At 75.1% G+C, this 12,429-nt stretch carries 9 protein-coding genes; 6 read left to right on the top strand and 3 right to left on the bottom strand.

Features of this window, described 5'->3' with window-relative positions:
- Positions 1–17: 17 nt before the first annotated feature.
- The 3 genes from ACIRST_RS02180 to ACIRST_RS02170 form a co-directional block, all read right to left on the bottom strand.
- Positions 18–998: an Acg family FMN-binding oxidoreductase gene (locus tag ACIRST_RS02180; RefSeq protein WP_402799238.1), complete on the bottom strand. Its 981-nt coding sequence runs from the start codon at positions 996–998 to the stop codon at positions 18–20.
- Between the two features lie 138 nt (positions 999–1,136).
- On the bottom strand, positions 1,137–1,814 hold the full coding sequence (locus tag ACIRST_RS02175) for a response regulator (protein ID WP_402799235.1): 678 nt from the start codon (positions 1,812–1,814) through the stop codon (positions 1,137–1,139).
- Positions 1,815–1,948: 134 nt separating this feature from the next.
- On the bottom strand, positions 1,949–4,684 hold the full coding sequence (locus ACIRST_RS02170) for a GNAT family N-acetyltransferase (RefSeq protein WP_402799232.1): 2,736 nt from the start codon (positions 4,682–4,684) through the stop codon (positions 1,949–1,951).
- 239 nt (positions 4,685–4,923) lie between these two features.
- On the opposite strand from ACIRST_RS02170, the gene ACIRST_RS02165 reads away from it, so the two are divergent.
- From ACIRST_RS02165 to ACIRST_RS02140, 6 genes are all read left to right on the top strand, one after another.
- A complete protein-coding gene (locus ACIRST_RS02165; protein ID WP_402799229.1) occupies positions 4,924–7,287 on the top strand; it encodes a glycoside hydrolase family 65 protein in 2,364 nt (787 codons plus the stop codon).
- Between the two features lie 188 nt (positions 7,288–7,475).
- Entirely contained in the window at positions 7,476–8,009 is a 534-nt protein-coding gene (locus ACIRST_RS02160; RefSeq protein ID WP_350523154.1) for a flavodoxin domain-containing protein, read from the top strand.
- A 177-nt stretch (positions 8,010–8,186) separates the two neighbouring features.
- The gene (locus ACIRST_RS02155) at positions 8,187–9,728 is read left to right on the top strand and encodes an MFS transporter (RefSeq protein WP_402799225.1); all 1,542 of its coding nucleotides are present in this window, start codon (positions 8,187–8,189) and stop codon (positions 9,726–9,728) included.
- Positions 9,729–9,846: 118 nt separating this feature from the next.
- Complete coding sequence (locus ACIRST_RS02150; RefSeq protein WP_350523156.1) at positions 9,847–10,236, top strand: SCO5389 family protein; 390 nt, start codon at positions 9,847–9,849, stop codon at positions 10,234–10,236.
- 219 nt (positions 10,237–10,455) lie between these two features.
- Positions 10,456–11,532 (top strand): LLM class flavin-dependent oxidoreductase, encoded by a 1,077-nt coding sequence (locus tag ACIRST_RS02145; protein WP_402799222.1) that lies wholly within the window; start codon positions 10,456–10,458, stop codon positions 11,530–11,532.
- Between the two features lie 219 nt (positions 11,533–11,751).
- Positions 11,752–12,393 carry a hypothetical protein gene (locus ACIRST_RS02140; protein WP_402799219.1) on the top strand — a complete coding sequence of 214 codons (642 nt, stop codon included), beginning with the start codon at positions 11,752–11,754 and terminating at the stop codon, positions 12,391–12,393.
- Positions 12,394–12,429: the final 36 nt, after the last annotated feature.

Below are 12,429 nucleotides of genomic sequence, written 5' to 3'. Positions count from 1 at the left end.
ATCCGAGGGCTCCGGGATCAGGGCCGGTCCAGCACCTCCCCCGGGGCCAGCCGCGGTGTCGGGGCGCCTTCGGGGCCGTAGCCGAGGCGGATCAGGATCTGGACGTGGCCGGGGCCGCGGTGCGGGTCGCGGGCCTCCCAGCGCAGGTAGGGCCACTCCATGGCCTGGTGCAGCAGGGAGGCGCGGACGCCGTGGACGGTGGCGGCGAGCAGGACGTGTTCCAGGGCGAGGCCCGCCTGCAGCCAGTCCCGCGGGGCGTCGTGCTCGGTGGCCAGGACGGCGATGCGGGGCTCGGCCTCGAAGCGCGCGGGGGCCCGGTGCTCGTCGGCGTGGATGGCGGAGAAGTCACGCATCGGCAGCCGGCCGGCCGCGTCCTGGGGGCCGAGCGCGCCGACCGGGATGCCGTACGGCGGTGCCTCGCCGCTGCGGATCCAGCTGCGGCTCTCGGTGCGCTGGGCTTCGTCGGTGGTGTTGCGGCGCTCGGCCTCGGCGGTGAGGTGCAGCAGTCGGGCGGTCTCCGCGTGGTCGGGTAGGTGGAGCAGGGCGTCCTCGGACCGGGCGGCGGTGGCCAGTTCGTCCAGGACGGCCGGGGGAACGGGCTCGCCGGTGAACGGGGTGCGGCTGGAGTGGCGGCGCCAGATCGCCTCGTACAGCTTCTCGGTGCCCGGCACCGGTGCGCCGGCCGGGGTGTCGAGCTCGACGGCGGCCAGCAGTCCGGGTTCGGCCGGGTCGGGCAGCAGCCTCACCTCGGGCGCCCAGCCGAGGTGGCGGGCGGCGACCCTCAGGTTGAGGACGGCCGCGCCGACGGAGATGTGCAGCGCCCGGCCCTGCGGGTCGACGGCCGGGACGGCCCGGCTGCGGTCGGCCCGGACCTCCAGCGTCGAGGTGTCCGGCTGGAGCCGGAAGCGCCAGGGCTGGCTGTTGTGGATCGAGGGTGCCGCCACCGCGGCGGAGACGAGCTTCTCCAGCGCGGGGGCGTCGAGGGTGAGGGTGGGCATGGCCGCCTCCAGGGAGATCGATCACCTCCAGCATGCGGCCGGGGGCCGGCGCGCCGCTTGGGCCGTTCGGCTCCGTCTCCGGGGCCGGCCGGGCCCGTCGGGGTCGGTGCGGCGACGCACTCAGTGCAGGCGACGGGCTCAGTGCGGGCGCTGGTGGTGCTGCTCGGGGTCGGCGTGGGCGGCCAGGACCGCGGCCTGGAGGCGGCGCTCGACGCCCAGCTTGGCGAGCAGCCGCGAGACGTGGTTCTTCACCGTCTTCTCGGCCAGGAAGAGTTCCCGGCCGATCTGCCGGTTCGTCTTGCCCTCCCCCACCAGGACGAGGATCTCCCGCTCGCGGGGCGTCAGACCGGCGAGGGCCGCGTCGCTCTCGCTCTGCTCGTCGTGGTGGCGCAGGCTCTCCATCAGCTTGCGGGTGGTGGCCGGGTCGAGCATCGACTGGCCGGAGGACACCGTGCGGACCGCGCCGACCAGGTCGGCGCCCTTGATCTCCTTGAGGACGTAACCGGCCGCGCCGGCCATGATCGCGTCGAGCAGGGCGTCGTCGTCGTCGAAGGAGGTCAGCATCAGGCAGGCGAGGCCGGGCAGACCGTCCCGGAGTTCCCGGCAGACGCTCACGCCGTCGCCGTCCGGGAGCCGTACGTCGAGCACGGCGACGTCCGGGCGCAGCGCGGGCACCCGGGCGAGGGCCTGCGCGCAGGTGCCGGCCTCGCCGACGACCTCGATGTCCGCCTCGGCCTCCAGGAGGTCCCGGACGCCCCGCCGGACCACCTCGTGGTCGTCCAGCAGGAAGACGCGTACGGGCCGGGGCGTGTCCATGGCCTGCTCCGTGGGGGTGCGCGGGCGGTGACACCACCGATTCTGCGCCGCCGCGAAGCGCTGCGCACGGGCGGCGGCGCCTCCGGCCGCGGCGCCGGCCCGGCCCGCAGGCCCCGTGCGGCGCCGGTCCGGGGTCACTCCTCCTCGAAGGCCGGCCCGGCGGCCGCGGGGCGCCGGAGCCGCCGCAGGTAGGGGTCGAAGGACGGCCTGCGTTCGAGGCGCACCCGGACGTCCACGCAGACCGCGCCGTCCGGACGGACGATGACGGGGTTGAGGTCGGCCTCGACGAGTTCCGCGACGTCCTCGGCGAGCAGGGACAGCCCGGTCAGGACGGACCGTACGGCGGCGAGGTCGACGGCCGCCCCGCCGTGCCGGCCGAACAGCAGTGGGGCGCTGCGCAGTTCGGTGACCATGGTGGTCAGGTCGCGCTCGCTCAGCGGGGCGAGCCGGGCCACCCGGTCGGCCAGGACCTCGGTGGCGGTGCCGCCCAGTCCGAGGACGACGAGCGGGCCGAAGACGCGGTCCTGCACCACGCCCGCCAGCAGCTCCAGCCCGGGCGCGGCCATCGGCTGGACGACGGCGCCGACCAGCTCCGCGCCGAAGCGCTTGGTGAACTCGCGGTAGGCCTCGCGCACGTCGGCGTCCGTGGCGAGGCCGGTGCGGACGGCACCCACGGCGCTCTTGTGCACCTGCCCGGGCCAGTACGCCTTCAGGGCGACCTTCGCGTCGTGCCCGAGCCCGCGGAGCCCGTCGGCCGCGGCCACCGCCGCCTGCTCGTCCCGCACCCAGACGGTCGTGGTGAGCGGCAGCCCGTAGGCCGCCAGCAGGTCGGCGGTGGACAGCGGGTCCAGCCAGCCGCCCCCGGGGTGGGCGGTCAGGTAGCCGTCGACCAGGCTGCGGGCGGCCTGCCGGTCGCAGTCCGGGGCGGCGACGGGTGCGGACGGCGGTTCGGCGAGTCGGCGGGCGCGGTCCCGGGCGTGGACGAGGGCCCGGGCGGCGGCCACCGCGTCCGAGTAGGCCGGCAGCACGCCGCCGTCGGCGCAGCTGCGGTACCGGACGGGCACCTGCTGGTCGAGCAGCACGGCGACGACCGGGACGCGGCGGCGGGCCGGGCCCTCCACCAGGGCGCGTACCGGGTCCTCGCCGGTGGCGGCGCCCAGCGCGGTCGGAACCAGGCACACCAGGATCGCGTCGACGGCCGGTTCCTCCTCCAACGCCCGGAGGAGGTGGGTGAGTTCGACCGGAGTGACGGCCGCCGTGGTGTCCACCGGGTTCCGCACGGACGCGCCGGCGGGGAGCAGTTCGGCCAGACCCTGCGGGAGTTCGGGCAGCGCGAGACCGGCCTCGGCGCAGGCGTCCGCCGCGAGGATCCCGATGCCGCCCGCGTTGGACACCACGGCGACCGCCCCGCGCGGTGCGGGCAGGGGCTGGGCGTGGAACAGGGCGGCGGCCGCGACGAGTTCGTCGATGCTGCGGGTGGCGGTGATGCCGGCCTGCCGGAACAGCGCCTCCCGGGTGACGGTGGGGGTGGCGGCCGCGGCGGTGTGCGAGGCGGCGGCGCGGCGGCCGGCGGTCGAGCGGCCGGCGTCGACGGTCAGCACCGGGATCGTGCGGGTGACCCGCCGGGCGGTGCGGGCGAAGGCGCGCGGGCTGCCGAAGGACTCCAGGTGGAGCAGCGCGAGGTCGGTGCGGCCGTCCGCCTCCCACCACTGGAGCAGGTCGTTGCCGCTGACGTCGTACTTGTCGCCGAGCGAGACGAAGCTCGACACCCCGATGCCCAGCCAGGTCAGCCGCGACAGCAGGGCGATCCCCACGCCGCCGCTCTGCACGGCCACCCCGGCGGTGCCGGGCCGGGCGAAGGCGCCGCCGAACTCGGCGTCCAGCCGGACGGCGGGATCGGTCTGGGCCAGGCCCAGGCTGTTCGGCCCGACCAGCCGCATGCTGTGCCGGCGGCAGGCCCGGATCAGCCGGCCGGCCTCCTGCGGCCCGAGGCCCGAGGTGAGCACCACCAGTGCCCGCACGCCCGCCTCGCCGCACTCCTCGGCCACGCCGGGGACGGCTCCGGCGGGCACGGCCAGCACGGCGAGGTCCGGCACGGCGGGCAGCGCGGAGACGGACGGGTACGCGCGCTCGCCGCCGATCTCGCGTGCGTGCGGGTTGACCGCCCAGAGCGGACCGGCGAACCCGCCCTCCCGGATCTTCGCCAGGACGGTCCCGCCGACCGAGCCCTCCCGCCGGGACGCCCCGACCACGGCGACCGAGGCGGGGCGCAGCAGCGCGGCCAGGCTCGCCACGTCGGCGCGGCGCCCGCGTTCGTCGACGGCCGAGCGGTAGTGCTCGTCGCCCTCGTCCAGCGGCACCCGGATCCTCACCTCACCCTGGGCGTGGTGCCGGCGGACGGGCAGGCCGAGGTCGGCGAAGACCTGGTGGACGGCCTGGTTGCCGTAGAGGGTGTCGGCCTCGAAGAACCGGATCCCGGCGGCCCGGGCGGCGTGCACCAGGTGTTCCAGCAGCAGGGTGGCCACGCCCCGGTGGTGCCAGCGGTCGGCCACCGCGAGGGCCAGCTCCGCGGTCCGCGACGGTTCGTCCAGCAGTTCGCAGTCCGCCTCGCCGACCAGTTCGTCCCCCGCCCAGGCGCCGAGCGCCAGGACGCCGGTGCGCGACGGCCCGCACAGCCGGTCCGCGGCCTGGGCGGGCGCGTTGCGGCTGACCCCGAAGAACCGCATCCGGCGGCTCTCCTCGGACATCCCGGCGGCGTGCAGGTCGAGCACCGCCCGGTGGTCGTCCGGCCCCAGCGGCCGCAGCTCCACAGTGGTGCCGTCGGCCAGCAGGGCCTCCGCGGTGGTGAGCGACGGGTGGGCAGCGGTCATGGCGCACCTCCTGTCTCCGCCCTCCAGCCTCGCCACCCCGCCCCGGCCCGGGGAAGGGCCGATCGGCCCCGCCCGCGGGCCGGACGGCGGCGGGCGAGCGGCAGCCGGCAGGTGGCGGGCAGCAGGCCGGTAGTGAGGAGCAGGCGGGCGGCCCGGCCGCGGGATGCGCAGACTGGAGGCACACCGGTCGGCACGGAGGTCACCTCGTGGCAGCGGACCCACCAGCGGAGCATCCCGACATGCCGGACCCGTGGACCCTCCGCTACCAGGGCTTCGACCCGGCCGAGGAGGGGCTGCGGGAGGCCCTGTGCGCGGTCGGCAACGGGTACGTGGTCAGCCGGGGCGCCGCGCCGGAGGCGGTGGCGGACGGGGTGCACTACCCGGGGACGTACCTGGCGGGCTGCTACGACCGGGCGGAGTCGGCCGTCGCCGGGCGCGTGGTCACCAACGAGGACCTGGTCAACTGCCCGAACTGGCTGCCGCTGACCTTCCGCCCGGCCGGCGGGGCGTGGTTCACCGGGCCGCCCGCCGAGCAGACGCTGGAGCTGGACCTGCGCCGGGGGCTGCTGACCCGCACCGCCCTCGTCGTCGACGGGCAGGGGCGGCGGACCAGGCTGGTGCAGCGCCGCCTGGCCAGCCAGGCCCGGCCGCACCTGCTGGCCCTGGAGAGCACCTTCACCCCGGAGAACTGGTCCGGCCTGCTGGAGGTGCGCTCGGGCCTGGACGGCGACGTCGCCAACACCGGGGTCGCCCGCTACCGGGGGCTGGCCGGGCGCCACCTCGTCCCGGCCGGTCAGGGGGTGGACGGCACGGGGCTGCTCCGGCTCGAAGCCGAGGCGCTCCACTCGCCGCTGCGGATCGCCCTGTGCGCCCGCACGAGCGCCGACCGCGCGCACACGGTGACGACCGAGCAGCGCGAGGGCTGGACGGCCCACCTCCTCGCCCTGGAGGCCACTGCGGGGCGGCCCGTCACCGTCACGAAGACGGTCGCCGTGCACACCTCCCGCGACCGGGCGACCGGGACCCCGCTGCGCGCCTCCCGGCTGCTCGCCGCCGAAGCCGCCGACTTCGGGCAGCTGCTCGCCGAACACGCCCTGCGCTGGGCGGAGTTGTGGCGCCGCTGCGGGATCGAGGCCGACTTCGACGGCGCCGGCCCGCTGCACCTGGACCTGTTCCACCTGCTCCAGACGTACTCCGAGCACTCCGTCGACCTGGACGTCGGCATCCCGGCCCGGGGGCTGCACGGCGAGGCGTACCGGGGGCACGTCTTCTGGGACGAGCTGTTCGTGCTGCAACTGCTCGACCTCCGCTTCCCCGAGCTCGCCCGGGCCGTGCTGCGCCACCGCCACCGCCGCCTGGAAGCCGCGCGGCGGCAGGCCCGCGCGCTCGGCCTGCGGGGGGCGGTCTACCCGTGGCAGAGCGCCGGCGACGGCCGGGAGGAGTCCCAGCAGCTGCACCTCAATCCGCTGTCCGGCCGCTGGCTGCCGGACCACAGCCACCTGCAGCGGCACGTCGGTTCGGCCGTCGCCTACAACGTCTGGCAGTACTACCAGGCCACCGGGGACCGGGACTTCCTCGCCTCGGCCGGTGCCGAGATGCTGCTGGAGATCGCCCGCTACTGGTCCTCCGCCGCCGACTACGACCGGGCCCGGGAGCGCTGGTCGATCCGCGGGGTCCTCGGCCCCGACGAGTACCACGACGCCTACCCCTGGGCGGACCGGCCGGGCCTGGACGACAACGCCTACACCAACGTGCTGGCCTCCTGGGTGCTGGCCCGCGCCCGCGACGCCCTCGACGCCCTGCCCGGCTACCGCCGCGACGAGCTGCGCGAGCGCCTGGCCCTCGACACCGCGGAGCTGGAGCGCTGGCAGGACGTCGGCCGGCACCTGCACGTGCCCTTCCACGACGGCGTCCTCAGCCAGTTCGACGGCTACGAGCGGCTCGCCGAGCTCGACTGGGCGGGCTACCGGCGCCGCTACCCGGACCTGCGCCGGCTCGACCGGATCCTGGAGGCCGAGGGCGACAGCGTCAACCGCTACAAGGCCTCCAAGCAGGCCGACGCGCTGATGCTCTGGTACCTGTTCTCCGCCCGCGAGGTGCGCGACCTGCTGCGGCGCCTCGGCCACCCGGCCGGGCACGAGCTGCTGCGCCGTACGACCGACTACTACCTGCGGCGCACCGTCCACGGCTCGACGCTCAGCTCGGTGGTGCACGCCTGGGTGCTCACCCGCTCCGACCGCCGCGCGTCCTGGCGGTACTTCCGCGACGCCCTGGTGGCCGACCTGCGGGACAGCCAGCACGGCACCACGGCGGAGGGCGTCCACCTGGGCGCCATGGCGGGCGCGGTGGACCTGCTGCAGCGCTGCTACACCGGCCTGGAGGTCCGCGAGGACGCGCTCTGGCTCGACCCGCACCTGCCCTCCGCGCTCGGCCGCCTGGAGCTGGAGCTGCGCTACCGGGGCCACTGGGGCCTCGGCATCGCCGTCGACCGCCGCACGGTCACGGTGCGGCTGCGCGCGGACCGCCAGGAGCCGGTCCGCGTCCGCCTGCGCGGCACCGAGGCGACGATCCGGCCCGGCGAGACCCGGCGCTTCCACCTCTGACAGGCGCGCGGCCCTCGGCGCCCGCCTGCCCGCCTGGCTGCCTGCCTGCGCGCCTGCGCTGCGCCCGGTGCGGCCGCCGGGCCGAACCGCCGTCCCCACGAGGGCCTGACGGCCCCGATCCGGGCCGAACGGCCCACCGCCGCCGAACGCCGCCGGCGCGAGGCTGGAGGTGACGAAAGGTGGAGACCATGCACACCGTGATCGTGTACGAGAGCATGTACGGCAACACCCGGGAGATCGCCGAGGCGATCGCCGAGGGGGTCCGCCGGGCCGACCCCGGGGCGGCCGTGGACTGCCTCGCGGTGGCCGAGGCCGACGCCGAGCAGACCCGGTCCGCGGACCTGCTGGTGGTCGGCGGCCCGACCCACATGCACGGCATGTCCTCCGGGCTCAGCCGCCGGATGGCCGCGGCGGTCGAGGGGCGCCAGGAGGGCCGCGAGACGGCGGCGGCCGAGGCACGGGAGACCGCCGCGGGCCCGGGCCTGCGGTCCTGGTTCCACGACCTCCCGACGACCGAACCGGGCACCCACGCGGCCGCGTTCGACACCAGGGTCGACATGGCCCGGTCCGGCGGCGCGGCCGAGGGCATCGCCCACCGGCTCGCCCACCGCCACTTCGACGTGGTCGCCGAACCCGAGGGCTTCATCGTGGAGGACAACGACGGCCCGCTGCGCGCCGGCGAGCTCGACCGCGCCCGCGCCTGGGGTGCAGGGCTGGTCTGAGCGGGACGGCCGGAGGCCCGGGTCGAGCGGTCGGTGGGCGTTCGTCCCCGGTGTCCGGAAATCGCCGCTTGTCCGTAATGAACGGTTGTGTTCCCTATCTCCCCGGACTAGTGTCGGTGGAGGTGAACGAATCCGTCCCCTCCCCTCGTTCACCCCCGAGTCATTGGGGAACCTGCCATGGTCACCTCGCGCGCCCTGGCCAAGACTCCGCCCGCGACCGCACGTCGGGGCCAGCACCCAGGGATAGCCCTCACCGTCATCGCGGCCACCCAGCTCATGGTCGTCCTCGACATCACGATCGTGAACATCGCGCTGCCGCACATCCAGCAGGCACTGGGGTTCAACACCACCGACCTGTCCTGGGTCATCAACGCCTACACCCTGACCTTCGGCGGGCTGCTGCTGCTCGGCGGCCGGGCGGGCGACATCCTCGGCCGGCGCCGGGTGTTCATGGTCGGCGTCCTGGTCTTCAGCCTGGCCTCGCTGCTCGGCGGCGTCGCGCAGTCCTCCGCCTGGCTGCTCGCCGCGCGGTCCCTGCAGGGCCTCGGCGGCGCGATCGCCTCGCCGACCGCGCTCGCGCTGATCGCCACCAACTTCAAGGAGGGCCCGGAGCGCAACCGGGCCTTCGGCGTGTTCTCCGCCGTCGCGGGCGCGGGCGGTGCCATCGGGCTGCTGCTCGGCGGCATGCTGACGTCCTGGCTGTCCTGGCGCTGGGTGTTCTTCGTCAACGTGCCGATCGGCATCGCGATCGCCCTGCTGGCGCCGCTCTACATCAACGAGTCCGAACGGCACCCCGGCCGCTTCGACCTCACCGGTGCGTTCACCGCCACCGCGGGCATGGTCTCCCTGGTGTACGGCTTCATCCGCGCCTCCGAGCACGGCTGGACGGACCCCGTGACGCTGACCGCGTTCAGCCTCGCCGTCGTCCTGCTGGCCGCCTTCCTGCTCAACGAGCGGCGCGTGCCGCAACCGATCACCCCGCTGCACCTGTTCCGCGACCGCAACCGCTCCGGCGCGTACGGGCTGATGCTCTGCGTGGCCGCGGCGATGTTCAGCATCTTCTTCTTCATCACCCTGTTCGTGCAGGAGATCCTCGGGTTCAGCCCACTGCGGGCCGGCTTCGCCTTCCTGCCGATCAGCGTGGCCATCATCGCCGCCGCCCAGTTCGCCGCCCGCAACCAACTGCGGTGGGGCCCCAAGCCGTTCCTGGTCACCGGCTCCGTCCTGGTGCTGGCCGGCGTCGCCTGGGCGACCCAGATCGACATCAACACCACCTACGTCGGCGGCGTCCTCGGCCCGACCCTGCTCTTCGGCTTCGGCATGGGCTCGATCTTCGTCCCGGTGATGCTCACCGCCGTCTCCCACGTCGCCCCGCACGAGACCGGCGCCGCCACCGGCATGCTCAACACCACCCAGCAGGTCGGCGGGTCCCTGGGCCTGTCGATCCTGGTCACGGTCTACGGCACCGCCAGCCGCAACGAGGCCGGCAAGCAGGTCAGCGCGTTCCTGCAGCAGGCCACCCCGCAGGAGGCCCTGCGCTTCAAGGCCACCGGACAGCTCCCCGAGCCCTACTCCTCGCAGGTCCTGGTGCACGGCATCGCCAGCGCCTTCCAGATGGGCCTGGTCTTCGCGGCGCTCGCGGTCGTGATCGCCACGCTGGTCATCAAGGTCCGCCGGCCGTCGGCGGCGGACGTCAGTCCTTCGGGGGGCGGTGCTTGACAGGACGTCAGGGTGGGCGCGACGCTTACCCGTAATGGTTTTCATCTTCGATAACCATGGCGGTGGCTGCTGCCCACCGACGCCCGGACACGCCCCACACCCCCGAAAGAGGACACCCATGTCGCTCGACGTCTCCCCCGCCCTCCTCGCCCAGGCCCGGGAGGGCCGTGTCGACCAGGCCGACTTCCTCGCCACCGTCCGCGACTCGCTCCCGTACGCCTACCAGGTCGTCGCCGGGCTCAGCACCGAACTCGCCGCCGGCGACGACGAGTTCACCACCGACAACACCACGCCCAGCGACGAGCAGCGGGCCCAGCTGCTGCGCGCGCTCGCCAGCAACGCCATCCGGGGCAGCCTGGAGGACCACTTCGGCGTGAAGCTCGCCTTCGTCAACTGCCACCGCGTCGGCGCCTTCCGGCCCGGCGCCGAGGACAGCGAGGCGTACCGCGAGTTCACCTCGCTGCGCAACCAGATCCGCAACCAGAGCCCGGAACTGCGCAGCTGCTGACCGGCGGTCCCACGCGGGGCCCGCGCCGCACCCGGGCGCGGGCCCCGCGACGCACGACGCCGTGTTGCGCGGCGTTGCCCGCCGTTGCGGGTCCGTTGCGGTCGGGTGTCCGGATCGCGTGCCGATCTTGTCGGACCGGGACCGGGACGCCTACGTTCGAGGGGCACCACCGCTCCGGCCCTCCCCCGGGCCGTCCCACAACCCGCGGAGCCACCCACCATGTCGCCGGACCCTCGCCCCCTGCGGAAGCTCGGCTTCCTGACCATCGGGCTCTTCGACGAGGCCGACCCGCGCCGCGGCCACGAATCCACCCTGGACCTCATCACCCTCGGCGAGCAGCTCGGCTTCGACCACGCCTGGCTGCGCCACCGCCACCTCCAGTACGGCATCTCCTCCCCCGTCGCCGTGCTCGCCGCCGCCGGCCAGCGCACCAGCCGCATCGGGCTCGGCACCGCCGTCACCCCGCTCGGCTGGGAGAACCCGCTGCGCCTCGCCGAGGACCTCGCCACCCTGGACGTCCTGTCCGACGGCCGGCTCAACCCCGGCTTCTCCGTCGGCCCGCCCATCCACTACGAGCACGTGCGCGACGCGCTCTACCCCGACACCGGCGGACACGAGGACTTCAGCCCCCGACGCGCCGAACGCCTGCTCGCCCTCCTCCGCGGCGAGGACGCCTCCGACTTCGAGGGCACCGAGGGCATCGAGGCGTACTCCCGCAGGGTCCAGCCGCACTCCCCCGGCCTCGCCGCCCGGCTCTGGTACGGCGCCGGCAGCCTGCGCTCCGCCCGCTGGGCCGGCGAACAGGGGATCAACCTGCTCACCAGCAGCGTGGTGAAGGCCGAGACGGACGACGGGCCGCCCGACTTCGCCGCGATCCAGGCCGAACAGGTCCGCGCCTTCCGCGAACGCCACCCCGACGGCGAGCGGGCCCGGGTCTCCCAGGGGCTGGTGGTCATCCCGACCGACAGCGCCACGCCCGAACAGCGCGCCCGGTACGAGGCGTACGCCCTCGCCCGCACCCCGCGCACGCTCGCCCCGCAGGGACCGGCCCGGCTGCTGTTCGCCCCCGACCTGGTCGGCACGTCCGAGCAGCTCGTCGAACGACTGCACGCGCACGCCGGGTACCGGGAGGTCGACGAGGTCGCCTTCGCCCTGCCGTTCACCTTCGAACACCGGGACTACGTGCAGATCCTCACCGATCTGGCGACCCGGCTCGGGCCCGCGCTCGGCTGGCAGCCGGGCCACCCCGCTCCGGCGGCCGGCGAGGACGCGACCGGGTCACGGGTGACCGGGTGACCGGGTGACCGGGTGACCGGGTGACCGGGTGACCGGGTGACCGACCTGCCCCGACCGAGCGACCCCCGCCCCGGCCGACTGGACCCGTCACCCGCCGGGTATCTCCAACAAGCTTGCACTCGGCGCGAGTTGACCGCAACCACGGCGGCAGCTTCGGCGTCCTGAGCCGGTACGGACGGACGGCCGCCCCGGCCGGACGCCGCCACGGGGGAGATCACGATGGGGACCCACGACGCCGTACCCGCACCGCCACCGCCGCCGCCACAACCGGCCCTGCGCCCCTGCCCGCGCTGCGGGCTCACCGACCAGGTCCGCAGCGTCCCGGCGGTGTACCACGCCGGGCGCAGCAGCGTGACGTCCCGGCACCCGCACGGTGACCACCACCACTACCGGACCCGGGAGATCGTGTCCGACCTGTCCCGCGCCCTGGCGCCCGCGCCGATCGACAACCGGGCGCCCGTCCGGACCGCGGTGGGCGTGGGGGTCGCCCTGCTCGTGATCGCCGTCTTCACCTTCCTCGCCGGATCCTTCGCGAGGGACTTCAACGACGACGACCCGCAGTTCTCCACCTTCCAGGACCACCACGCCTTCGAGATCTCCCCCATGGTGCCCGCCGTCGCCGTGATCCTCGCGGGCCTCCTCTTCCTGACCGCGGTACTGCTCCACACGTCGGCCGAGAAGGAACTCGCCGGACGGCCCCGGGCCGAACGCCTGTGGGCCAAGGCCTGGTACTGCGCCCGCTGCGGCACCGTCCACTTCCCGGCCGCCGTCGGACTGGGCACGGCGGCCCTCGACCTCCGGGAGTTCCGCCGCATCGTCTGGCAGACGGGCGGCTACGGCCACCTCCTCGACCGCTACTGACCGACGCCGGTGCCGGCTGCTGCCGGACTCCCCTGT

The organism is Kitasatospora sp. NPDC101447 (genome assembly GCF_044767225.1).
Lineage (GTDB): Bacteria > Actinomycetota > Actinomycetes > Streptomycetales > Streptomycetaceae > Kitasatospora.
The sequence above is the reverse complement of the archived record's forward strand: the minus strand, read 5'-3'. Positions and strand labels throughout refer to the sequence as shown.